Here is a 25,086-nt window from a genome sequence, read left to right on the forward strand (position 1 = left end):
AGAAAAGGAGAACTCATGACTAAACGTGCTTTAATCTCAGTTTCTGACAAATCAGGAATTATTGACTTTGCAAAAGAATTGAAAAACTTGGGTTGGGATATTATCTCAACTGGTGGGACTAAGGTTGCCCTTGACGATGCTGGTGTTGAGACCATTGCTATTGACGATGTAACTGGCTCCCCAGAAATGATGGATGGTCGTGTTAAGACCCTCCACTCAAACATTCACGGTGGGATTTTGGCTCGTCGCGACGCTGACAGCCACCTTCAGGCTGCTAAGGACAACAACATCGAGTTGATTGACCTCGTGGTTGTCAACCTCTATCCCTTCAAGGAGACTATCCTTCGCCCAGACGTGACCAACGATTTGGCGGTGGAAAACATCGACATCGGCGGTCCATCAATGCTTCGCTCAGCTGCTAAAAACCACGCTAGCGTAACCGTTGTGGTTGATCCAGCTGACTATGCCACTGTTTTGGGAGAATTGGCTGACGCTAGTCAGACGACATTTAAAACTCGTCAACGCTTGGCAGCTAAGGCCTTCCGTCATACGGCAGCCTACGACGCTTTGATTGCTGAGTACTTCACAGCTCAAGTGGGAGAGGCTAAGCCTGAAAAATTGACCATCACTTATGATCTTAAACAGGCTATGCGTTACGGAGAAAATCCACAGCAAGACGCTGATTTCTACCAAAAAGCCTTACCAACAGACTACTCAATCGCTTCAGCTAAACAGCTCAATGGAAAAGAATTGTCCTTCAATAATATCCGTGATGCTGATGCAGCAATCCGTATTATCCGCGATTTCAAAGACAGTCCAACGGTTGTTGCCCTCAAACACATGAACCCATGTGGTATCGGACAGGCTGATGATATTGAGACAGCTTGGGATTACGCTTATGAAGCTGATCCAGTTTCAATCTTTGGTGGAATTGTTGTCCTTAACCGTGAAGTTGACGCAGCGACAGCTGAGAAGATGCACCCTATCTTCTTGGAAATCATCATCGCACCATCATACTCAGAAGAAGCGCTAGCTATTCTCACAAATAAAAAGAAAAACTTGCGTATCCTTGAGTTGCCGTTTGATGCCCAAGCTGCCAGCGAAGTGGAAGCTGAGTACACTGGCGTAGTTGGTGGACTTTTGGTGCAAAACCAAGACGTTGTGGCTGAAAATCCATCTGACTGGCAAGTGGTGACAGACCGCCAGCCAACAGAACAAGAGGTGACTGCCCTTGAGTTTGCCTGGAAGGCTATCAAGTATGTTAAGTCTAACGGGATTATTATTACTAACGATCACATGACGCTTGGACTGGGTGTAGGTCAAACCAACCGTGTCGGCTCAGTCAAGATTGCTATCGAGCAGGCTAAGGACCACCTTGACGGTGCCGTTCTAGCATCAGATGCCTTCTTCCCATTTGCGGACAACATTGAAGAAATAGCTGCCGCAGGCATCAAAGCAATCATCCAGCCAGGTGGTTCAGTTCGTGATCAAGAATCTATTGACGCCGCAAACAAACATGGCTTGACCATGATCTTCACAGGCGTGAGACATTTTAGACATTAAAAAATAGTAGTTTAGGTTTTCTTAAGTTAACTCAGGTATACTACGTATATCCTAAAAACTTTTCTTTTTATTAAACCTCCTAAGTACTCATCAAGGTGAGTACTTTTTTTGATATTTTGATTTAAATTTTCGAATAAGTTAATTGCAAGTGTTTGAGCACTTCATTATATTAATTCTATTTGGAGGTTTTTCTTGAATAAATGGTTAGTTAAGGCAAGTTCCTTAGTTGTTTTAGGTGGTATGGTTTTATCTGCGGGTTCCCGAGTTTTAGCGGATACTTATGTCCGTCCAATTGATAATGGTAGAATTACAACAGGTTTCAATGGTTATCCTGGACATTGTGGGGTGGATTATGCTGTTCCGACTGGAACGATTATTAGGGCAGTGGCAGATGGTACTGTGAAATTTGCAGGAGCTGGAGCCAACTTTTCTTGGATGACAGACTTAGCAGGAAATTGTGTCATGATTCAACATGCGGATGGAATGCATAGTGGTTACGCTCATATGTCACGTGTGGTGGCTAGGACTGGGGAAAAAGTCAAACAAGGAGATATCATCGGTTACGTAGGAGCAACTGGTATGGCGACGGGACCTCACCTTCATTTTGAATTTTTACCAGCTAACCCTAATTTTCAAAATGGTTTCCATGGACGTATCAATCCAACGTCACTAATTGCTAACGTTGCGACCTTTAGTGGAAAAACGCAAGCATCAGCTCCAAGCATTAAGCCATTACAATCAGCTCCTGTACAGAATCAATCTAGTAAATTAAAAGTGTATCGAGTAGATGAATTACAAAAGGTTAATGGTGTTTGGTTAGTCAAAAATAACACCCTAACGCCGACTGGGTTTGATTGGAACGATAATGGTATACCAGCATCAGAAATTGATGAGGTTGATGCTAATGGTAATTTGACAGCTGACCAGGTTCTTCAAAAAGGTGGTTACTTTATCTTTAATCCTAAAACTCTTAAGACTGTAGAAAAACCCATCCAAGGAACAGCTGGTTTAACTTGGGCTAAGACACGCTTTGCTAATGGTAGTTCAGTTTGGCTTCGCGTTGACAACAGTCAAGAACTGCTTTACAAATAGTTTGAGGTATTGATTCATTGTTTTAAATGACAGTTTTGTTACTAACTAAGTACAATTTCTTTAAACCGTCTGAAAATAATTTTATAGTCCAGTAAAGTGTGATATTATAGTCTCGGACTAATAAAAAGGAAATAGGAATTGAAGCAATGAAAATGAATAAAAAGGTACTATTGACATCGACAATGGCAGCTTCGCTATTATCAGTCGCAAGTGTTCAAGCACAAGAAACAGATACGACGTGGACAGCACGTACTGTTTCAGAGGTAAAGGCTGATTTGGTAAAGCAAGACAATAAATCATCATATACTGTGAAATATGGTGATACACTAAGCGTTATTTCAGAAGCAATGTCAATTGATATGAATGTCTTAGCAAAAATTAATAACATTGCAGATATCAATCTTATTTATCCTGAGACAACACTGACAGTAACTTACGATCAGAAGAGTCATACTGCCACTTCAATGAAAATAGAAACACCAGCAACAAATGCTGCTGGTCAAACAACAGCTACTGTCGATTTGAAAACCAATCAAGTTTTTGTTGCAGACCAAAAAGTTTCTCTCAATACAATTTCGGAAGGTATGACACCAGAAGCAGCAACAACGATTGTTTCGCCAATGAAGACATATTCTTCTGCGCCAGCTTTGAAATCAAAAGAAGTATTAGCACAAGAGCAAGCTGTTAGTCAAGTAGCAGCTAATGAACAGGTATCACCAGCTCCTGTGAAGTCGATTACTTCAGAAGTTCCAGCAGCTAAAGAGGAAGTTAAACCAACTCAGACGTCAGTCAGTCAGTTAACAACAGTATCACCAGCTTCTGTTGCCGCTGAAACACCAGCTCCAGTAGCTAAAGTAGCACCGGTAAGAACTGTAGCAGCCCCTAGAGTGGCAAGTGCTAAAGTAGTCACTCCTAAAGTAGAAACTGGTGCATCACCAGAGCATGTATCAGCTCCAGCAGTTCCTGTGACTACGACTTCACCAGCTACAGACAGTAAGTTACAAGCGACTGAAGTTAAGAGCGTTCCGGTAGCACAAAAAGCTCCAACAGCAACACCGGTAGCACAACCAGCTTCAACAACAAATGCAGTAGCTGCACATCCTGAAAATGCAGGGCTCCAACCTCATGTTGCAGCTTATAAAGAAAAAGTAGCGTCAACTTATGGAGTTAATGAATTCAGTACATACCGTGCGGGAGATCCAGGTGATCATGGTAAAGGTTTAGCAGTTGACTTTATTGTAGGTAAAAACCAAGCACTTGGTAATGAAGTTGCACAGTACTCTACACAAAATATGGCAGCAAATAACATTTCATATGTTATCTGGCAACAAAAGTTTTATTCAAATACAAATAGTATTTATGGACCTGCTAATACTTGGAATGCAATGCCAGATCGTGGTGGCGTTACTGCCAACCACTATGACCACGTTCACGTATCATTTAACAAATAATATAAAAAAGGAAGCTATTTGGCTTCTTTTTTATATGCCTTGAATAGACTTTCAAGGTTCTTATATAATTTTTATTAAATTGAGGAGATTAAGCTATAAGTCTGAAACTACTTTCACGTTAACCGTGACTAAATCAAAACGTTAAAACTAAAATCTAAGTCTGTAAAGATTATTGAAAACGCTTTAAAAATAGATATAATAAGGTTTGTAGATATCTAAAATTAAAAAAGATAAGGAAGTGAGAATATGCCACATCTAAGTAAAGAAGCTTTTAAAAAGCAAATAAAAAATGGCATTATTGTGTCATGTCAAGCTTTGCCTGGGGAGCCTCTTTATACTGAAAGTGGAGGTGTTATGCCTCTTTTAGCTTTGGCAGCTCAAGAAGCAGGAGCGGTTGGTATAAGAGCCAATAGTGTCCGCGACATTAAGGAAATTCAAGAAGTTACTAATTTACCTATCATCGGCATTATTAAACGTGAATATCCTCCACAAGAACCATTTATCACTGCTACGATGACAGAGGTGGATCAATTAGCTACTTTAGATATTGCAGTAATAGCCTTAGATTGTACACTTAGAGAGCGTCATGATGGTTTGAGTGTAGCTGAGTTTATTCAAAAGATAAAAAGGAAATATCCTAAACAGTTGTTAATGGCTGATATAAGTACTTTTGAAGAAGGCAAAAATGCTTTTGAAGCAGGAGTTGATTTTGTGGGTACAACTCTATCGGGATACACAGATTACAGCCGCCAAGAAGAAGGACCGGATATAGAACTCCTTAATAAGCTTTGTCAAGCCGGTATAGATGTGATTGCGGAAGGTAAAATTCATACTCCTAAGCAGGCTAATGAAATTAATCATATAGGTGTTGCAGGAATTGTAGTTGGGGGTGCTATCACTAGACCAAAAGAAATAGCGGAGCGTTTCATCTCAGGACTTAGTTAAAAGTGTTACTCAAAAATCAAAATAAAAATAAAAAAGGGGAATAGTTATGAGTATCAAAAAAAGTGTGATTGGTTTTTGCCTCGGAGCTGCAGCATTATCAATGTTTGCTTGTGTAGACAGTAGTCAATCTGTTATGGCTGCCGAGAAGGATAAAGTCGAAATTACGTGGTGGGCTTTTCCAACCTTTACTCAAGAAAAGGCTAAGGATGGAGTAGGTACTTATGAGAAAAAAGTCATCAAGGCTTTTGAAAAGAAAAATCCTAATATAAAAGTAAAACTAGAGACAATTGATTTCACATCTGGACCTGAAAAAATCACTACAGCAATTGAAGCAGGGACAGCACCTGATGTGCTTTTTGATGCACCAGGGCGAATTATTCAATATGGTAAAAATGGTAAATTAGCAGATTTGAATGATTTATTTACAGACCAATTTATTAAGGATGTCAATAATAAGAACATCATTCAAGCTTCTAAGTCTGGCGATAAAGCCTACATGTATCCAATAAGTTCTGCCCCATTTTATATGGCGTTCAATAAAAAAATGCTTAAAGATGCAGGAGTTTTGAAACTTGTAAAAGAAGGTTGGACTACTAGTGATTTTGAAAAAGTACTAAAAGCACTAAAAAATAAAGGCTATACACCAGGTTCATTCTTTGCAAACGGGCAAGGAGGAGATCAAGGACCACGTGCATTTTTTGCTAATCTTTATAGTGCTCCAATAACAGATAAAGAAGTAACAAAATATACCACTGACACTAAAAATTCTGTAAAATCAATGAAAAAAATAGTTGAATGGATTAAGAAAGGCTACTTGATGAATGGGTCTCAGTATGATGGCTCAGCTGACATTCAAAACTTCGCCAATGGACAAACTGCTTTCACTATCCTATGGGCTCCAGCTCAACCAAAAACTCAAGCAAAATTATTAGAGTCAAGTAAAGTGGATTACCTTGAAGTGCCATTCCCATCAGAAGATGGAAAACCAGATTTAGAATACCTTGTTAATGGTTTTGCGGTCTTTAATAATAAAGATGAAAACAAAGTAAAAGCCTCTAAGAAATTTATCACTTTTATTGCTGATGATAAAAAATGGGGACCAAAAGATGTTATACGTACAGGTGCTTTCCCAGTTAGAACATCATTTGGGGATCTTTATAAAGGTGATAAACGTATGATGAAGATTTCAAAATGGACTCAATATTATTCACCATATTACAACACTATCGATGGATTTTCTGAAATGAGAACCTTATGGTTCCCAATGGTTCAATCTGTATCCAATGGTGATGAAAAACCAGCAGATGCTTTGAAAGACTTTACTCAAAAAGCAAATGATACCATTAAAAAAGCAGCTAAATAATTAAGGAGACTCCTTTTCTATGGTCAATCACATATTGGGATAGAAGAGGAGTTTTTAGTCAAGTTAAGATGTAAAGGAGAGTACCGTATGCGTACTAATAAGTTAAAGATGAGGGAAACGATGATAGCTTATGCTTTTCTAGCGCCTATTCTCTTATTTTTCTTAATTTTTGTTTTTGCACCGATGGTTATGGGCTTTGTCACTAGTTTTTTTAATTATTCTATGACACAGTTCACTTTTATTGGGTTAGCTAATTACAATCGTATGTTTCATGATTCTATTTTCATGAAATCCTTGATAAATACAGTAATCATTGTGATTGGCTCTGTGCCAGTAGTGGTTTTCTTCTCACTTTTTGTTGCTGCCAATACTTATGAAAAAAATGTTTTTTCACGCTCTTTCTACCGTTGTGTCTTCTTCTTGCCAGTAGTAACTGGTAGTGTTGCAGTCACAGTTGTTTGGAAATGGATTTATGACCCTATGTCCGGAATTTTAAATTACATCTTGAAATCAGGTCATGTCATTGAACAGAATATTAGCTGGCTTGGTGATAAGCACTGGGCATTACTTGCTATTATTATTATTTTGCTAACGACCTCAGTTGGTCAACCTATTATTCTATATATTGCGGCGATGGGAAATATTGATAATTCTCTTTGCGAAGCTGCGCGTGTTGATGGAGCCAATGAAATGCAAGTTTTTTGGCAAATTAAATGGCCGAGTCTCTTACCAACTACACTCTATATTGCAGTTATAACAACAATTAATTCATTTCAATGTTTTGCCTTAATCCAGCTCCTAACATCTGGTGGACCAAATTATTCAACAAGCACTTTGATGTATTATCTTTATGAAAAAGCCTTTAAACTATCAGAATATGGCTATGCTAATACTATGGGAGTATTCCTAGCAGTAATGATTGCTTTAATAAGTTTTGCTCAATTTAAGATCTTAGGAAATGATGTGGAATATTAGGAGGAAAACATGAAAAAGAAAACATTCAGTGCTTATAACTTTTTAACGGCTCTTATCCTTTGTCTTTTGACAGTGCTTTTTATCTTTCCATTTTATTGGATTATGACAGGAGCTTTTAAATCTCAACCTGATACTATTATCATCCCCCCACAATGGTGGCCCAAAGCACCGACCTTAGAAAATTTTAAAGCTTTAACTGTACAAAACCCAGCTTTGAGATGGCTTTGGAATAGTGTCTTTATCTCAATTATGACAATGTTCCTAGTTTGCTGTACATCGTCAATGGCAGGCTATGTTTTAGCTAAGAAACGATTTTACGGTCAAAAAATATTGTTCTCCCTTTTTATTGCTGCTATGGCTTTACCTAAACAAGTTGTTTTAGTGCCATTAGTTAGAATTATCAATTTTATGGGGATACATGATACCTTATGGGCGGTTATTTTACCTCTTGTTGGTTGGCCTTTTGGGGTCTTCTTGATGAAACAGTTTTCTGAAAATATTCCAACAGAATTACTGGAATCAGCTAAAATTGATGGTTGTGGAGAGATTCGAACATTTATTAATGTAGCATTTCCAATTGTCAAACCTGGATTTGCTGCCCTAGCTATTTTCACATTTATCAATACTTGGAATGACTATTTTATGCAATTAGTTATGCTAACTTCTAGAAATAATCTGACCATTTCTCTTGGGGTAGCTACTATGCAGGCTGAAATGGCAACAAACTATGGCTTAATTATGGCAGGTGCAGCCTTAGCTGCTGTTCCTATTGTGACAGTATTCTTAGTTTTCCAAAAATCCTTTACTCAGGGGATTACAATGGGAGCTGTTAAAGGATAGGTAGGATTTATTATGATTTACGATCATTTATTGAATTTAACGCATTATAAAGATATTAATCCTAATTTAGATTTAGCGATTGATTATCTACTAAGTCATGATTTAAGGAATTTAGATATAGGCACCTATCATATTAGCCCAGAAGTGATACTCATGGTCCAATCAAATCAACTTAGTGAGTCATTTGATCATATTTTTGAATACCATAAAAAATACCTTGATATACATTATGTCATTGAAGGATATGAAGTTATCAAATTGGGAAAAGGTGATAAGGTAGAGGTAGAGGAATACTTAGGCGATATAGGATTTGTCAAGTGCTCAGAAGAGACTTCTTTTGATTTGAGAGATAATTATATAGCCTTCTTTTTCCCAGAAGAAGCTCATCAGCCAAATGGTATGGGAAGTCTAGGTAATTATGTCAAAAAAGGGGTATTGAAAGTGTTAATGGCGTAAGAAATACAGGGAGTATATTGTGAAAAAAGCAAATCAATTAATAGCAGCGATTTTTGATCTTAACAACCCCTTTATGCAAGGTTGCAATGTTGTTTTTGATCTGGCATTGCTAAACCTTCTCTTTATGATAACTTGCCTACCATTGGTAACTATTGGTGCTGCTAAAATTAGTTTGTATCGAACGTTGTGGCAAAAATTAGAAGGTGATCAGACAAATCTTTTAATATTGTATATAAAACACCTAAAAAAAGAGTGGTTCCAAGGTATGCTTTTAGGTTTGGTTGAACTAAGTATTTTGGTTGTGATCATATTTGATTTAACAATTCTTCATTATCAAATAGGTTTCATTGTGCCTTTCTTGAAGATAATTTGTTACGCCTTTTTGTTATTGACTGTGATGACGAGCATATACCTATTTCCTATGGCTGCCCGCTATGAAATGTCTCTTTTAGATACCGTGAAAAAGAGCTTTATAATGGCATGTTTAAACTTGAAATGGACTGGTGTATTGATGTTTTTATTAATCATGACTTGGTTTATTATGGTGCAGTCTAGTCTCTTATTTATGCTTACAGTGTCAGCTATATTTATTTTTGCTTATACCGCCTTTGCTTACTTTAAAATTATTATTTTACAAAAACAATTTGCCTATTTCAGCAAACAACAAGGGGATTATCAATGAAAGATTTACAAAAATATCAAGGAATTATTCCTGCATTTTATGCTTGCTATGATGATAAGGGTGATATTTGTCCCGAACGAGTAAAAGCCCTGACCAATTATTTTATTGATAAAGGTGTTCAAGGACTTTATGTTAATGGTTCATCAGGAGAATGTATTTACCAAAGTGTAGCAGATCGTAAACTTGTACTGGAAAATGTTATGTCCGTTGCTAAGGGTAAACTAACAGTGATAGCGCATGTAGCATGTAATAATACTAAGGATAGCGTCGAGTTGGCTATGCATGCTGAAGCTATGGGTGTTGATGCTATTGCAGCAATTCCACCAATTTATTTTCGATTACCAGAGTATGCCATAGCAGATTATTGGAATACTATTAGTCAAGCAGCACCACAAACTGATTTTATTATTTACAATATTCCTCAATTGGCAGGGGTTGCTTTGACATCGGATTTATATCGAAAAATGTTACAAAATCCGCAAGTAATTGGTGTTAAAAATTCTTCCATGCCAGTTCAAGACATTCAGAATTTTGTGGCTATTGGAGGAGAAAATCATATTGTTTTTAATGGTCCAGATGAACAATTTTTGGGTGGTCGTCTCATGGGAGCAGCTGCAGGTATTGGTGGTACCTATGGCGTAATGCCAGAATTATACTTGACTTTAAATCAGTTAATTGTTGATAAAGATTTAGAAAAAGCGCGTGAACTTCAATTTACAATTAACGATATTATCACAAAGCTTTGTTCGGGTCATGGTAATATGTATGCTGTGATCAAAGCTGTATTGGAAATCAATGAGCAACTAACTATAGGTTCCGTTCGGTTACCTTTAGCATCTGTAACAGAAGAAGATAAACCTATTATTAAAGAGGCAGCAGAAATGATTAGACATGCTAAAAAACAGTTTTGTTAAAGTGAGGTAGATAATTATGACCAGAACAGTAGCAATTGATATTGGCGGTACAATGATTAAGCATGGCATTGTGGATAATTTAGGTTGTATTGTTGAGGCAAGTGAGCTTGCCACAGAAGCCTACAAAGGTGGTCCAGGCATTTTACAAAAAGTTTGTCAAATTATCGATAACTATCTAACAGAAGGGAGCATTGATGGAATTGCTATCTCATCTGCTGGCATGGTAGATCCAGATGAAGGATGCATATTTTACTCTGGTCCTCAAATTCCAAACTATGCTGGGACACAATTTAAGAAAGTTTTAGAAGACACTTATCAAGTACGCACAGAAATTGAAAATGATGTTAATTGTGCAGGATTAGCGGAAGCTGTCTCAGGTAGTGCCAAAGATAGTTCAATAGCGCTTTGTCTTACTATTGGAACAGGTATTGGTGGTTGTCTGATTATTGATAAAACAGTTTTTCATGGCTTTAGTAATTCTGCTTGTGAAGTTGGCTATATGCACCTTTCAGATGGTGATTTTCAAGATTTAGCCTCTACAACTGCACTGATTGCTGATGTTGCCAAAGCGCATGGAGATGAAATTAACCGATGGGATGGACGTCGTATTTTTCAGGAGGCTAAAGAAGGCAATGAGAAATGTATTGCAAGTATAGACCGTATGATAAACTACCTTGGTCAAGGAATCGCTAATATGGTTTATGTGGTAAATCCTGAAAAAGTTGTTTTAGGTGGTGGAATCATGGCTCAAAAAGATTATTTACAAGATAAACTTAGTGAATCTTTGAAACGAAATCTTGTGACAAGTCTTGCTGAAAAAACAATAATAGTTTTTGCACAACACGAAAACCAAGCTGGTATGCTAGGAGCTTACTACCATTTTAAAAACAGGGGGTGACGGGTATATGATTGAAACAATGTCGCTAGATGACATGAGAGAATACCTAGGTCAAGACCAAATTCCCGAGGATTTTGATGACTTCTGGAAAAAACAAACAATGAAATATCAAGGGAATATTGAGTATCGTCTAGACAAAAAAGATTTCAATATTACTTTTGCACAAGCTTATGATCTTCATTTTAAAGGCAGCAATAACTCTATTGTCTATGCCAAATGTTTATTCCCTAAAACAAATAAACCCTATCCTGTAGTTTTTTATTTTCATGGTTACCAAAACCAAAGTCCTGACTGGAGTGACCAACTTAATTATGTAGCAGCAGGTTACGGCGTTGTTTCAATGGATGTTCGAGGTCAAGCTGGACAGTCTCAAGACAAGGGGCATTTTGATGGCATTACAGTTAAGGGCCAGATTGTGCGAGGAATGATCTCAGGACCAAATCATCTTTTTTATAAAGACATTTATCTTGATGTTTTCCAATTGATTGATATCATTGCTACATTAGAGAGTGTTGATAGTAATCAACTTTATAGTTATGGCTGGTCTCAAGGTGGAGCACTTGCTTTGATAGCTGCAGCTCTTAATCCCAAAATCGTCAAGACCGTTGCTGTTTACCCATTTTTGTCAGACTTTAGACGAGTATTAGATTTAGGGAATGTCAGTGAGCCTTATGACGAACTCTTCCGCTATTTTAAATATAGTGATCCTTTTCATAAAACAGAAAATAATGTGTTAAAAACTTTGGCTTATATTGATGTTAAAAATTTTGCACATAGGATTTCTTGCCCCGTTGTTTTACTAACAGCCTTGAAAGATGATATTTGTCCTCCATCAAGTCAATTTGCCATTTTTAACCGTTTGACATCAACTAAAAAGCATCTTTTATTACCAGACTATGGACATGATCCAATGACAGTACAAGTAAAAGACTATATTTTTGATCAACTGACAGGAAGTCAATTTACAAAGCAAAAAATCGAGTAGATTATTTCTACTCGATTTTCATTTAGCGTTGAATAATGGTTTCTCTAAAAATTCGCTCTTTTTCTATTTTATTAATATCTAAAAATTGTGCATAGATAATATCTACCATGATTAACATTGGGATCTGAGGCGAAATTCTATTGCCGTAGTCTAAATGCCTAGCAGAGGCCACCTGAATAATCTTGTCAAAAGCATAGTCAATTGTGTGAGGTTGTTTTGTAAATAGAACGGTTTTAGCTCCGTGACAACTTGCGATTTTTAAGGCACCGATAACAGAGTTGGTGTTCCCAGAAAGTGAGAAGGCAATGACGAGGCATCTATCATTAACAATACTATTAGTCCATGAGAAACTATCTGTATCATCCAGAGCCTCACAAATCACTCCCAGCCTCATAAGGCGTATTTTAAATTCTTTAGCTACTAGCGATGAGCTCCCTTTGCCATAAAAATAAACACGATCAGCTTGCTCAATCATATGTGATACTTCTAGAAGCTGTTCTTCATCAATAATATCAGCGGATTTAGAAACCATCTCTTGATAATTCATAAATACTTTCTTAGTGTTGTCATTTTGAAGACCGTATAATTGTTGACTGATGGTCTCATGGCTTTTTAAATATTCAAAAACAAATTCACGATAGCCTTTAAACCCACATTTTTTAGCAAAACGCGTTAAGGCTGCTTGTGAAATGTGTAGTTGCTTAGTGACAATGGAAGAAGCAAGAGCGTCTTTTGAAATGGGCTGCCCCATAAAATAACAAGCAATTTCATGTTCTAAATCAGTCATTAAATCAAGAGCAGACTCAATTTGGTCATAAATAGTCATAATGCACGGTCCTCTCCTCTTTAAGAAAGCGCTTAACATATTCAGTATAACATAAAGTTAGCGAGGGGCCAAACTAAGTTCTAAGAAACAGCAATGATAAGTTTTAAATAGCAATATGAAGGATTAATAACATAATATATGTGAAGTATATATTATGTTATTAATTTTTCAAAAAAGATGCAACAAAAAACTTAAAAGCGAACAAATGTGTTATAATTTTATAAATAATACGTTTTTATTGCAAATTTCTTTTTATATTATTTAATAGGAGTTATTCTGATATGAAATTGCTTGTTGTTGGTTCTGGTGGTCGTGAGCATGCGATTGCTAAGAAGTTGTTAGTGTCTAAGGGTGTAGATCAGGTTTTTGTGGCACCTGGTAATGATGGTATGACCTTGGATGGTCTAGGCTTGGTAAATATCGTAATTTCCGAACATTCTAGGCTGATTGACTTTGCTAAGGAGAATGAGATTGCTTGGACTTTTATTGGTCCTGATGATGCGCTAGCGGCTGGTATCGTTGATGATTTCAACAGTGCTGGACTTAGAGCTTTTGGGCCAACAAAGGCAGCAGCGGAGCTAGAGTGGTCAAAAGACTTTGCTAAGGAAATCATGGTTAAATACAACGTTCCAACAGCAGCCTATGGCACATATTCAGATTTTGAAAAAGCTAAAGCCTACATCGAAGAGCAGGGTGCACCAATCGTGGTCAAGGCTGATGGCTTGGCGTTAGGCAAGGGCGTGGTCGTGGCTGAAACCGTTGAGCAGGCGGTAGAGGCGGCGCAAGAGATGCTTTTGGACAACAAGTTTGGCGACTCAGGAGCGCGTGTGGTTATCGAGGAATTTTTGGATGGTGAAGAGTTCTCCCTCTTTGCCTTCGCTAATGGCGACAAGTTTTACATCATGCCGACAGCTCAGGATCACAAGTGTGCCTATGACGGTGATATGGGACCAAACACTGGCGGTATGGGTGCCTATGCGCCAGTTCCCCACCTGCCTCAGAGCGTAGTGGATACGGCGGTTGAAACCATCGTTAAGCCTATCCTTGAGGGTATGATTACTGAAGGGCGTCCTTATCTAGGCGTCCTCTATGCGGGGCTTATCCTGACGGCTGATGGTCCGAAGGTTATCGAGTTCAACTCACGTTTCGGTGACCCAGAAACTCAGATTATCCTCCCTCGCCTGACTTCTGATTTTGCTCAGAACATCGACGACATCATGATGGGCATCGAGCCTTACATCACTTGGCAGAAGGACGGCGTGACTTTGGGCGTTGTCGTTGCCTCAGAAGGCTATCCGCTCGATTACGAGAAAGGTGTGCCACTGCCTGAAAAGACCGACGGCGACATCATCACCTACTATGCCGGAGCTAAGTTTGCGGAAAATGGCAAAGCACTGCTCTCAAACGGTGGACGAGTCTATATGCTTGTCACCACAGAAGACAGCGTCAAAGCAGGGCAGGACAAAATCTATACCCAACTAGCCCAACAAGACACCACAGGCCTCTTCTACCGAAACGACATCGGAAGCAAAGCTATTAAGTAATAAGACTACTCATTCAAATATTAGCGTCAGCAATCAGCGACCGAAGGTCGCTCCAAAAAGAAAGAAGAAAGGAACTGAACACGGGACTAATTTTCTAGTGAAAAAGATAAATCTTCCTAGATGCTAAAGCATCTTCGTCAGATTTTTGCGTCGTAGGCGTCTGCTGCTAAAGCACCTAGTCGCCCTGACGTGGGTGCGTCTTCGAAATCAAAGATTTCGGACTTACCGCATATTTTTCTACGAAAATTTTCGACAAGTCGAAACGTCCCTTTGTATCTTAATATTATGCAACCAATTATTTCTATTATCATGGGTTCCAAATCCGACTGGACAACCATGCAAAAAACGGCTGAAGTTCTAGATAACTTTGGCATTGCTTACGAGAAGAAAGTCGTCTCTGCCCACCGTACGCCAGACCTCATGTTCAAGCATGCTGAGGAGGCGCGTGGTCGTGGTATCAAAATCATCATTGCTGGAGCAGGTGGGGCAGCCCACTTGCCTGGTATGGTAGCAGCTAAAACAACCCTGCCTGTTATCGGTGTGCCTGTCAAATCACGTGCCCTTTCAGGCTTGGATTCGCTCTATTCCATTGTGCAGATGCCTGGCGGTGTGCCTGTGGCAACCATGGCTATCGGAGAAGCGGGAGCGACTAACGCTGCCCTAACAGCCCTCCGTATTCTCTCTATCGAGGACCAAAATCTGGCTGATGCGCTAGCTCATTTCCATGAGGAACAAGGAAAAATCGCAGAGGAGTCAAGCAATGAACTCATTTAAGACCATTGGGATTATCGGTGGTGGTCAGCTGGGGCAGATGATGGCGATTGCGGCTATCTACATGGGCCACAAGGTCATTACGCTGGATCCTGCTAGCGACTGCCCTGCCTCCCGCGTTAGCGAGGTGATTGTGGCGCCTTACGATGACGTTGAGGCTTTGGGACAATTAGCTGCGCGTTGCGATGTTTTGACCTATGAGTTTGAAAATGTTGATGCCGATGGTCTGGATGCCGTTGTGTCAGCTGGTCAGCTACCGCAGGGGACTGATCTGCTCCGCATTTCTCAAAACCGTATCTTTGAAAAAGACTTTCTGGCAAATAAGGCTGGAGTGACTGTCGCTCCCTATAAGGTGGTGACGTCTAGCCTTGACCTAGAGGGGCTTGACTTGACCAAGACCTATGTCCTCAAGACAGCGACAGGTGGTTATGACGGTCATGGGCAAAAGGTTATCCGCTCAGCAGAAGACCTGCCAGAGGCGCAACAATTAGCCAACTCAGCTGAGTGTGTCTTGGAAGAGTTTGTCGACTTTGACCTTGAAATCTCAGTCATCGTGTCTGGAAATGGCAAGGATGTGACGGTCTTTCCCGTTCAGGAAAATATCCACCGCAACAATATCCTATCAAAAACTATCGTACCAGCTCGCATCTCAGACCAACTAGCTGACAAGGCTAAGAAAATGGCGGTACAGATTGCCAAGGAACTCCAGCTATCAGGAACCCTCTGTGTGGAAATGTTTGTGACCGCAGATGATATCATCGTCAATGAAATCGCCCCACGCCCCCACAACTCAGGGCACTATTCTATCGAAGCCTGTGACTTTTCACAGTTTGACACCCACATCTTGGGTGTACTGGGGCAACCTCTCCCACCAATCAAGCTCCATGACCCAGCCGTTATGCTTAATGTCCTTGGACAACATGTCCAGCAGGCGATTGACTATGTTGCCCAAAACCCTAGCGCTCACCTCCACATGTATGGTAAACTAGAAGCGAAACATAACCGCAAAATGGGACATGTAACGGTGTTTGTGGAAGATGCGGATGAGGTGGAGGAGTTTTAGGGGGAATAAATGGGTCTATTTGGATTCGGAAAGCCTAAAGATGAGGCTTTGGAAGCTAAAATCAGTAGTTTAGAAAGTAAGTTAAAAGATAAACAATCTATTTTGGATGATTTAACAAGGCAGATAAAGGTTGCTAAAGATATTTTAAAACTTGATGATGAACTTAAGAAACGCCAATCAGAACTTAAAGCTTTACAAAAAGAGGTAATAGTTCTTAATGATGATTTAGATCTTCAAGAGTACGGATTTTTTGAGAGAAAATATAAGTTCTCAGATAGTACTAAGTATAAAGAAGAATTGGAAACTCTGAGAAAGAGGCAAAAACAGTTAGTAAAAGATAAAAAAGCGGGTGTTATTGTAAGACCTATGTTGCTGGATAACAGTAAATCAAAAGGACGAGCAATGCAAAATCAACTTATTAAAGCGATGATAAGAGGTTTTAATGGAGAAGTTGATGCTCACCTGGTAAAGGTAACGGCTACTAATCTAAGTAAAAAAGTAGATGCAGTTGTTAAATCATTTAATCAGCTTAATAAGATGTATTCAAGAAATTTGGTATGTCTATCTAATGACTATCTTGAGCTAAAAATTTCAGAGTTACAATTAGCAGTAGAATATGAACTTCAGAAATTAGAAGAAAAAGAACTTCTTCGTGAACAACGTGCGAAGGAAAGAGAAGATAAGAAACTTCAAGCAGAATTAGCTGCTAAGAGAAAACAAATTGAAAAAGATAGAAAACACTTTAAACAGATGTTAGATAACGTTGAAGAATTACTTAAAACAGCTAATGAGGAAGAAAAGGAAAAATTAAATCTTCAATTAGCAGAATACCAAGATAAATTATCAGAACTAGATGAGTTAGAAGAAGATATTGATTATCGAGAAGGGCATGCAACTGCTGGATATGTTTATATCATTTCAAATATTGGTGCATTTGGAGAAGATGTTTACAAGATTGGTGTTACAAGGCGTCTAGATCCTATGGAACGTATTCGCGAATTAGGGAGTGCATCTGTTCCATTTCAATTTGATGTACATGCCTTAATTTTTAGTGAGGAAGCTTTTTCATTAGAAAAAGAGTTACATAACAGATTTGAAAAAAATAAAATTAATAAAGTTAATGGGCGAAAAGAGTATTTTAAAGTCCCATTTTCTGACATCAAAGCAGTGTTAGAGGAGCATAAAGAACTTGCTATCGAGTTGACTGAAAAAGCAGAAGCATTTGAATATAGACAAAGTCTGATGACAAAATAATTATATAGAAAAGACTGTATTTGTATATAACAGAATATAGTTGTAGCTTTGTTGAAAAGATAATTGTGACTTATTTGTAGGCATCTTTCATTCCAAAAATTAATTTCAAAAAATAAAAGGAGAAATAAGAATTGATTCAAGATATTCTAAAAAGTGTAAGTAGAGAAGATTCTAATACATTAGAGACAGATACATTAGCAATCAAAGATAATGCAATAATAGTAAAAAATAGCAGTATTCAGATAACGTCTATCTCAATGGTAAGTAGAAGTAATTTTTCATCTCCAATAACGTTGCTAGATTATGTGATTTTATTTGTATTATTTATTATAGGACTGATTCCTCCTTTTATAGGACTTATATTTTTGGTAGGCTATGCTTACCTAGTTTATAAAAAGCATAAGCAACATTTAAATTCAAAATATTATATTATTTTTAACTTGGGCTCTAGCAGGGACTATTTTCTTTATTTTAAAGATTCGAATTTTAGAGATAAAGTTTTCGATGTAATTACAAAATCGTTCAATAACAAAAATCAAAATATAAAAATTGATATAAAAAACCAAAATATAAAGGGCGATAATTATGAATCTGGATCTAGTCGAAATGATGTCTCAGGTAGTGGTAATATAGTTGGAACAAATATTGATAACGGTAGTCAAGTTAGTTTATCTGGGGATATATCAAATGGTTCTACTATCATAAAAGATTCTAATATTAATAATGCCGATATACATAAAAGTGTGGAAATTCCATGGACTGATATGGTTGAGCAGTTAAATTTAATTATTAACACTCAGCTATCTACTGCGGATAAAGCGATATATTCAGAATTGTTGGAAATTAGTGAGGCAGAGGATGAAAGAAAATTGAAAAATTTTGTCAATAAAATGTCTAGTTTCTTCAAAAATGATTATGTTCAGAATACCATAACTGGGGTGTTAGGCAATGTCATTTCTAGTATTTTAATGAAATAAGTTAAAGGAGACAAACAATGATTTCACGTTATTCACGCCCTGAGATGGCGGCAATTTGGACAGAGGAAAATAAATACCGTGCTTGGTTGGAGGTCGAGATTTTGGCTGACGAGGCATGGGCTGAGTTGGGTGAGATTCCTAAAGAGGATGTGGCTAAGATTCGCGAGAAGGCGGATTTTGACATTGACCGCATTCTTGAGATTGAGCAGGACACGCGTCACGATGTGGTGGCTTTCACTCGTGCGGTTTCTGAGACGCTTGGTGAGGAGCGCAAGTGGGTGCACTACGGTTTGACGTCGACTGACGTGGTGGACACTGCCTACGGTTACCTCTACAAGCAGGCTAACGACATTATCCGTCGTGATCTTGAGAATTTCACAAACATCGTAGCTGACAAGGCTAAGGAGCACAAGTTCACCATCATGATGGGTCGTACCCACGGTGTTCACGCCGAGCCAACGACTTTCGGTCTCAAGTTGGCGACTTGGTACAGCGAGATGAAACGTAATATTGAGCGTTTTGAACATGCTGCCGCAGGTGTGGAAGCTGGTAAGATTTCAGGTGCCGTTGGTAACTTTGCCAACATTCCTCCATTTGTGGAAAAATATGTCTGTGACAAATTGGGCATCCGTCCGCAAGAAATTTCAACACAGGTTCTTCCACGTGACCTCCACGCAGAATATTTTGCAGTACTTGCAAGCATCGCAACATCTATCGAACGTATGGCGACAGAGATTCGTGGTCTGCAAAAATCAGAACAACGTGAAGTTGAAGAATTCTTTGCCAAAGGTCAGAAAGGTAGCTCTGCTATGCCTCACAAACGCAACCCAATCGGTTCAGAGAACATGACAGGGCTAGCGCGCGTGATTCGTGGTCACATGGTGACAGCTTATGAGAACGTGTCACTTTGGCATGAGCGTGACATTTCGCACTCATCAGCTGAGCGTATCATCACACCAGACACAACTATCTTGATTGACTACATGCTCAACCGTTTTGGCAATATCGTTAAGAACTTGACTGTCTTCCCGGAAAATATGATGCGCAATATGGAATCAACTTTTGGTTTGATTTATAGTCAACGTGTTATGCTCAAATTGATTGAAAAAGGAATGACACGAGAAGAAGCTTATGACTTAGTTCAACCTAAGACAGCTTATTCCTGGGACAATCAAGTGGATTTCAAACCACTTTTAGAAGAAGACACCAAAGTTACCTCTTGTCTTACACAGGAAGAAATTGATGAACTATTTAATCCGATTTATTACACAAAACGTGTTGATGATATTTTTGAAAGACTAGGATTAGAAAAATAAAAAAATTCCATTACTGGTTAACGTTTTTTTAACCAGTAATGGAATTTTTATTGATTTAAAAGGAATTAATATTAAAAAAACATACTTAAAATGAGTTTATTATGATAATATATAATAAGAAGAAAAATTTAGGAGTTAGTTTTTAAAGGAAAATGTTAAAACATTTTGGTAGTAAAGTAAGAAATTTGAGAGTAACTAGAAATATTACTCGCGAAGATTTTTGTGGTGATGAAACTGAGTTATCTGTAAGACAATTAGCTAGGATTGAAAGTGGACAGTCAATCCCAAACTTGACTAAAGCTCACTACATAGCTAAACAATTGAATGTAAAATTAGATATTTTAACAGGAGGAGAGAGCTTAGAATTACCTAAACGGTATAAAGAGTTGAAGTATTTGATTTTAAGAATTCCAACTTATGCAGATGCTGAACGATTAAAATTAAGAGAATGTCAGTTTGATCATATTTTCGAAGAATTCTATGATAATCTTCCAGAAGACGAGTGCTTAGCAATTGACAGTTTACAAGCTAAATTTGAAGTCTATCAAACAGGAGACATTAATTTTGGTGTGGAGGTTTTATGCGAATGCTTTGATAAAGTAAAATATAAAGAAAAATATACTCTTAATGATTTGATTATCATAGATTTGTTTTTAACTTGTGCAGTTGTATCTAAATTTAACAATAGAGCATTTACTAAAGAAGTATTTCAAACTATATGTAAAACTTTGATAAGTCAGAACCACAAACTTACAGCAGAAGATTTGTTTTGGTTTAATCATGTACTCCTGAATTGTGTATTTGTTGGACTTTGTTTAAATAGTGAAGAGTGTCTTGCAGAAATGTTAGAAGTTAGCCGACAAACGATGGTGTCAACACATGATTTTCATAAAATGCCTTTATATTTTATGTACCAATGGAAATACTTCATTACAATTGACAATGATATAAAGTCTGCAGAAAATGCTTACCAACAATCAATTATGTTTTCAAAAATGATTGATGACAAGCATCTAATTAAAAAATTAGAATTGGAGTGGCAAGAAGATATAACAGGACATTGATGTCCTGTGACTCTGAGGTCTAAAAATTTATAATAAACGTACAAAATATTATTTAGGAGTTTATTATAGTGATTAAAAAATGTTTTTTAATAGTATTACTTGTTCTATTATCAAATTTAGGTTCATTTGATTTGTTTTTAGGAATGGGTTGGTGGAATATGGGCTAAGTAAGCTGTTCTGTGATTTCTTGAGGTTGGATTAACTATAAGATCAGTTTATTCTTCCTTTAAATAAGGGAGATACTAATACACCAACTTAGTTCTTAACTTTTCCTATACAAATGTTATAATAATATCATGACAAGATTTTTAGATAGTGATGCAATGGGTGACGAAGAATTGGTAGAACGTACACTTCGTCCGCAGTATTTAAGAGAGTATATTGGACAAGATAAGGTTAAAGATCAGCTAAAAATATTTATTGAAGCTGCTAAATTGCGTGATGAGTCATTGGATCATGTGTTATTATTTGGCCCTCCTGGTTTAGGGAAAACAACCATGGCATTTGTAATTGCTAATGAGTTGGGTGTCAATCTCAAACAAACATCAGGTCCCGCAATTGAAAAATCAGGGGATTTAGTAGCCATTTTAAATGATTTAGAACCAGGTGATGTTCTTTTTATTGATGAAATTCATCGTATGCCGATGGCGGTTGAAGAGGTACTTTATAGTGCAATGGAAGACTTCTATATTGACATTATGATCGGTGCAGGAGAAACTAGTAGAAGTGTTCATTTAGATTTGCCGCCCTTTACCTTAATTGGTGCAACGACACGTGCAGGTATGTTATCTAATCCCTTACGTGCTCGCTTTGGTATTACAGGGCATATGGAGTATTATGAAGAAAACGATTTGACAGAAATTATTGAGCGTACAGCAGATATTTTTGAAATGAAAATTACTTATGAAGCTGCTTCTGAATTAGCGCGTCGCAGTCGTGGAACGCCACGTATCGCTAACCGTTTATTGAAACGTGTTCGAGATTATGCTCAAATCATGGGAGATGGTTTGATAGATGACAATATTACAGATAAAGCATTAACGATGTTAGATGTTGATCACGAGGGGCTTGATTACGTCGATCAAAAAATCTTAAGAACCATGATTGAAATGTATAATGGAGGTCCTGTTGGTTTAGGAACTCTATCCGTTAATATTACTGAAGAACGAGATACTGTTGAAGACATGTACGAACCTTATTTAATTCAAAAAGGTTTTATTATGCGTACCCGTACCGGTCGTGTAGCTACGGATAAGGCATACGAACATTTAGGTTATCAGCGATTTGATAAATAAAACATAAGTCATTTTAAGGCTAGGGTATCTAGTCTTAATTTTTTAATTTTCATGCAATGTTAAGTATTAGATATGTTGTAGTTATTCTTTGAGCAGTTAAACGTATTATAAGTACCTTTTTTCTGTTATAATAGACCAAAAGGAGTTTGCTATGAAGAAAGTCTGTTTTGTTTGTCTTGGAAATATCTGCCGTAGCCCTATGGCTGAGTTTGTTATGGCGAATTTAGATAAGGAGGATAGCCTCTCGGTTGAGAGTCGCGCGACTTCAACATGGGAGCATGGAAATCCTATACATAGGGGAACGCAAGCGATTTTGCAGCGTTATCAAATTCCTTACACTAACGATAAAGGGTCACAACCTATTTCTAAAGACGATTTAGCATATTTTGATTATATCATCGGTATGGATGAGCAAAATGTCAAGGATTTAAAAGCTCTATCACAAGGAACCTATGATGATAAGATTAGCCTTTTTTGTGATGGTGGTGTTCCTGATCCATGGTATACTGGTGATTTTGAGGAAACCTATCGTCTAGTCAGTGATGGCTGTAAACAGTGGTTAACGCTAATAAATAATAGTAGAGATTAAGTAGAAATGAAGAATTTTAAAATAACACGAACTCATCTAGAAATATTATCTTTGATAATTATTGTTGTTTTTGGTTTATCAGTATTTACCTTAACGACTTCTAGTCAAGGAGTCCTTAGCTATGATGGCGGTAAGATAAAATATGTGGGCTCTATTGTTAATCACCATATGACTGGTAAAGGTAAATTAACCTATGAGAATGGGGATTACTATAAGGGCGATTTTGTAAATGGGGTCTTTGAAGGGAAAGGAACATTTGTTTCAGTTCATGGCTGGTCTTATACAGGTGACTTTAAAAAAGGTCAACCTGATGGACAAGGTCGCCTCAATGCTAAAAATAAGAAAGTCTATAAGGGGACATTTAAACAGGGGATTTATCAAAAATGAGAATAAAATGGTTTTCTTTGGTACGTATAACAGGACTACTACTTGTTTTACTTTACCATTTCTTTAAGAATAGTTTTCCAGGAGGATTTGTTGGTGTTGACATCTTCTTTACATTTTCTGGTTTTCTGATTACGGCCTTGTTGATTGATGAATTTTCTAAAACGAAAAAAATTGATTTTGTTAGTTTTTGTCGTAGACGTTTTTACCGTATTTTCCCACCATTAGTATTGATGGTTTTGGTGACAATACCTTTTGTATTTCTGGTTAAAAGCGATTTTAGAGCAAGTATTGGCTCTCAAATTATGACTGCTTTAGGTTTTACCAGCAACTTTTACGAAATCTTGACTGGTGGTAACTACGAAAGTCAATTTATCCCTCACTTATTTGTGCATACTTGGAGTCTTTCTATTGAAGTCCATTTTTATGTTTTATGGGGCTTAACGGTATGGCTCTTATCGAAAAGATCAAAAGATCAAAAGCAATTGAGGGGGACTTTGTTCCTTGTTTCCATGGGAGTTTTTGGAGTCAGCTTCCTTACCATGTTTGTTAGAGCCTTTTTCGTTGATAATTTTTCAACGATATATTTCTCTACATTATCACATATATTTCCGTTCTTTTTAGGAGCGATGGTGGCTACAATATCTGGTATTCGAGAGATTACCGGACGATTCAAGAAAAATATCAAAAATCTGACTTTGAAGCATAATTTAATCATGATGGGTAGTGCTTTTGCTGGTCTAATGATTTTAACTTTTGCACTTGATTTTGATAATCGGCTAACATATCTTTTTGGTTTTGTTTTGTCTAGCATTTTTGCTAGTGTAATGATTTACAATGCACGTATTTTACACGAGCATACACCAGATATTTCAGAACCTTTCGTGATTACTTATCTTGCTGATATCAGTTACGGTATGTACCTTTTTCATTGGCCATTTTATATTATTTTTAGTCGTTTATCCCCAAACTGGATAGCTGTTATTTTGACAGTAGTATTATCAGCAGTCTTCTCAACATTATCATTTTATATCATTGAACCTTTTATTTTAGGTAGAAAACCTAAATTCCTTGATTATGAATTTGACTTGTTGCCTTACAAAAAGTGGTTATTTAGTATCGGAGGGGTACTAACTCTTATTACTGTAGTGACAATGTTGACAGCTCCAAGTATAGGAAGTTTTGAGACAGAATTATTGCAGAATTCGTTACAACAAGCTAGAACAAATACTAACCGAACACATACACTAGCCGCAGGGGATGCAGGTGCTCTTAGTGATGTGACGGTAATCGGAGATTCAGTTGCCTTAAGGTCAAGTGCTGCTTTTAATAAATTGTTACCAGAAGTACAATTAGATGCTGCGGTGAGTCGTAATTTTAGTAAATCATTTGATATTTTTGAAAACCGTATTCAAAATAAAGCCTTGTCCAAAATTGTTGTTTTGGCAGTTGGTGTGAATTCATTAGATAACTACAAGACAGACTTGAGCCAATTTATTAAATCTTTGCCTAAGGGACACCGTTTGATTATAGTAACGCCTTATAATGCTAAAAATATGAGTCAAGTTACGACAGTGCGTGATTATGAACTCTCGCTAATGAAAAAATATAATTACATAACGGTTGCTGACTGGTATAAGGTTGCGACAGAACATCCAGAAATCTGGGGAAATACAGATGGTGTGCATTATAGTGATAGCGATACTACAGGGGCTGATTTATATGTTAGTAACGTCAAAAAAGCTATTCAAAAATCAGCTCAACGAGCTGCAAAATAAACAAGTCCGAGTCATGTACTCGGCTTTTTTGTGAAAACGAATAATAGATACCTCCGTTTAT

Annotated in this window: 24 protein-coding genes; 23 read left to right on the forward strand and 1 reads right to left on the reverse strand. The window is 37.5% G+C overall.

Annotation, left to right across the window (positions count from 1 at the left end):
• The first annotated feature begins 15 nt into the window (after nucleotides 1-15).
• The 12 genes from purH (at nucleotide 16) to A6J68_RS01410 (ending at nucleotide 12,164) form a co-directional block, all read left to right on the forward strand.
• Nucleotides 16-1,563: a bifunctional phosphoribosylaminoimidazolecarboxamide formyltransferase/IMP cyclohydrolase gene (purH, locus tag A6J68_RS01355; RefSeq protein ID WP_000166553.1), complete on the forward strand. Its 1,548-nt coding sequence runs from the start codon at nucleotides 16-18 to the stop codon at nucleotides 1,561-1,563.
• Nucleotides 1,564-1,755: 192 nt separating this feature from the next.
• Nucleotides 1,756-2,655 (forward strand): lytic exoenzyme target recognition domain-containing protein, encoded by a 900-nt coding sequence (locus tag A6J68_RS01360; RefSeq protein WP_001045908.1) that lies wholly within the window; start codon nucleotides 1,756-1,758, stop codon nucleotides 2,653-2,655.
• Nucleotides 2,656-2,801: 146 nt separating this feature from the next.
• Nucleotides 2,802-4,106 carry a LysM peptidoglycan-binding domain-containing protein gene (locus A6J68_RS01365; protein WP_000783413.1) on the forward strand — a complete coding sequence of 435 codons (1,305 nt, stop codon included), beginning with the start codon at nucleotides 2,802-2,804 and terminating at the stop codon, nucleotides 4,104-4,106.
• Between the two features lie 246 nt (nucleotides 4,107-4,352).
• Nucleotides 4,353-5,051: an N-acetylmannosamine-6-phosphate 2-epimerase gene (locus tag A6J68_RS01370; protein ID WP_001120331.1), complete on the forward strand. Its 699-nt coding sequence runs from the start codon at nucleotides 4,353-4,355 to the stop codon at nucleotides 5,049-5,051.
• A gap of 46 nt (nucleotides 5,052-5,097) precedes the next feature.
• The gene (locus A6J68_RS01375; protein WP_000023462.1) at nucleotides 5,098-6,414 is read left to right on the forward strand and encodes an ABC transporter substrate-binding protein; all 1,317 of its coding nucleotides are present in this window, start codon (nucleotides 5,098-5,100) and stop codon (nucleotides 6,412-6,414) included.
• 87 nt (nucleotides 6,415-6,501) lie between these two features.
• A complete protein-coding gene (locus A6J68_RS01380; protein ID WP_001260027.1) occupies nucleotides 6,502-7,389 on the forward strand; it encodes a carbohydrate ABC transporter permease in 888 nt (295 codons plus the stop codon).
• A 9-nt stretch (nucleotides 7,390-7,398) separates the two neighbouring features.
• Nucleotides 7,399-8,229, forward strand: a complete 831-nt coding sequence (locus A6J68_RS01385; RefSeq protein WP_000730582.1) for a carbohydrate ABC transporter permease — start codon at nucleotides 7,399-7,401, stop codon at nucleotides 8,227-8,229.
• A gap of 12 nt (nucleotides 8,230-8,241) precedes the next feature.
• The gene (locus tag A6J68_RS01390; protein WP_000638662.1) at nucleotides 8,242-8,685 is read left to right on the forward strand and encodes a YhcH/YjgK/YiaL family protein; all 444 of its coding nucleotides are present in this window, start codon (nucleotides 8,242-8,244) and stop codon (nucleotides 8,683-8,685) included.
• Between the two features lie 19 nt (nucleotides 8,686-8,704).
• A complete protein-coding gene (locus A6J68_RS01395) occupies nucleotides 8,705-9,367 on the forward strand; it encodes a YesL family protein (protein WP_000710130.1) in 663 nt (220 codons plus the stop codon).
• On the forward strand, nucleotides 9,364-10,281 hold the full coding sequence (locus tag A6J68_RS01400; RefSeq protein ID WP_000654095.1) for a dihydrodipicolinate synthase family protein: 918 nt from the start codon (nucleotides 9,364-9,366) through the stop codon (nucleotides 10,279-10,281). Before A6J68_RS01395 ends, A6J68_RS01400 begins: the two co-directional genes overlap by 4 nt.
• 16 nt (nucleotides 10,282-10,297) lie before the next feature.
• Nucleotides 10,298-11,179: an ROK family protein gene (locus A6J68_RS01405; RefSeq protein ID WP_000198866.1), complete on the forward strand. Its 882-nt coding sequence runs from the start codon at nucleotides 10,298-10,300 to the stop codon at nucleotides 11,177-11,179.
• A 7-nt stretch (nucleotides 11,180-11,186) separates the two neighbouring features.
• Nucleotides 11,187-12,164 (forward strand): alpha/beta fold hydrolase, encoded by a 978-nt coding sequence (locus tag A6J68_RS01410; protein WP_000573449.1) that lies wholly within the window; start codon nucleotides 11,187-11,189, stop codon nucleotides 12,162-12,164.
• A 22-nt stretch (nucleotides 12,165-12,186) separates the two neighbouring features.
• Here the strand turns inward: A6J68_RS01410 and A6J68_RS01415 are convergent, their stop codons facing one another.
• Nucleotides 12,187-12,990, reverse strand: a complete 804-nt coding sequence (locus A6J68_RS01415; protein ID WP_000158184.1) for a MurR/RpiR family transcriptional regulator — start codon at nucleotides 12,988-12,990, stop codon at nucleotides 12,187-12,189.
• Between the two features lie 281 nt (nucleotides 12,991-13,271).
• On the opposite strand from A6J68_RS01415, the gene purD reads away from it, so the two are divergent.
• The 11 genes from purD (at nucleotide 13,272) to A6J68_RS01470 (ending at nucleotide 25,025) form a co-directional block, all read left to right on the forward strand.
• Entirely contained in the window at nucleotides 13,272-14,534 is a 1,263-nt protein-coding gene (purD, locus tag A6J68_RS01420; protein ID WP_000772246.1) for a phosphoribosylamine--glycine ligase, read from the forward strand.
• Between the two features lie 285 nt (nucleotides 14,535-14,819).
• Entirely contained in the window at nucleotides 14,820-15,308 is a 489-nt protein-coding gene (gene purE, locus A6J68_RS01425; RefSeq protein WP_001182532.1) for a 5-(carboxyamino)imidazole ribonucleotide mutase, read from the forward strand.
• Entirely contained in the window at nucleotides 15,295-16,368 is a 1,074-nt protein-coding gene (gene purK / locus A6J68_RS01430) for a 5-(carboxyamino)imidazole ribonucleotide synthase (RefSeq protein ID WP_001083998.1), read from the forward strand. The genes purE and purK overlap by 14 nt, the downstream gene beginning before the upstream one ends.
• Nucleotides 16,369-16,377: 9 nt before the next feature.
• Nucleotides 16,378-17,622 carry a DUF4041 domain-containing protein gene (locus A6J68_RS01435; protein ID WP_000522367.1) on the forward strand — a complete coding sequence of 415 codons (1,245 nt, stop codon included), beginning with the start codon at nucleotides 16,378-16,380 and terminating at the stop codon, nucleotides 17,620-17,622.
• A 131-nt stretch (nucleotides 17,623-17,753) separates the two neighbouring features.
• Nucleotides 17,754-18,599 (forward strand): hypothetical protein, encoded by an 846-nt coding sequence (locus tag A6J68_RS01440; RefSeq protein ID WP_000613836.1) that lies wholly within the window; start codon nucleotides 17,754-17,756, stop codon nucleotides 18,597-18,599.
• A gap of 17 nt (nucleotides 18,600-18,616) precedes the next feature.
• Entirely contained in the window at nucleotides 18,617-19,915 is a 1,299-nt protein-coding gene (gene purB / locus A6J68_RS01445) for an adenylosuccinate lyase (RefSeq protein WP_000625675.1), read from the forward strand.
• 152 nt (nucleotides 19,916-20,067) lie between these two features.
• On the forward strand, nucleotides 20,068-20,979 hold the full coding sequence (locus A6J68_RS01450; protein ID WP_000912100.1) for a helix-turn-helix domain-containing protein: 912 nt from the start codon (nucleotides 20,068-20,070) through the stop codon (nucleotides 20,977-20,979).
• Nucleotides 20,980-21,275: 296 nt separating this feature from the next.
• A complete protein-coding gene (gene ruvB / locus A6J68_RS01455) occupies nucleotides 21,276-22,274 on the forward strand; it encodes a Holliday junction branch migration DNA helicase RuvB (RefSeq protein WP_001873969.1) in 999 nt (332 codons plus the stop codon).
• A 151-nt stretch (nucleotides 22,275-22,425) separates the two neighbouring features.
• A complete protein-coding gene (locus A6J68_RS01460; RefSeq protein ID WP_000754819.1) occupies nucleotides 22,426-22,863 on the forward strand; it encodes a low molecular weight protein-tyrosine-phosphatase in 438 nt (145 codons plus the stop codon).
• A gap of 6 nt (nucleotides 22,864-22,869) precedes the next feature.
• Nucleotides 22,870-23,250 carry a membrane protein gene (locus tag A6J68_RS01465; RefSeq protein WP_000787702.1) on the forward strand — a complete coding sequence of 127 codons (381 nt, stop codon included), beginning with the start codon at nucleotides 22,870-22,872 and terminating at the stop codon, nucleotides 23,248-23,250.
• Nucleotides 23,247-25,025 (forward strand): acyltransferase family protein, encoded by a 1,779-nt coding sequence (locus A6J68_RS01470; RefSeq protein WP_001220913.1) that lies wholly within the window; start codon nucleotides 23,247-23,249, stop codon nucleotides 25,023-25,025. Before A6J68_RS01465 ends, A6J68_RS01470 begins: the two co-directional genes overlap by 4 nt.
• Nucleotides 25,026-25,086: the final 61 nt, after the last annotated feature.

The organism is Streptococcus sp. 'group B' (assembly GCF_002073795.1).
Taxonomy (GTDB): Bacteria; Bacillota; Bacilli; order Lactobacillales; family Streptococcaceae; genus Streptococcus; species Streptococcus agalactiae.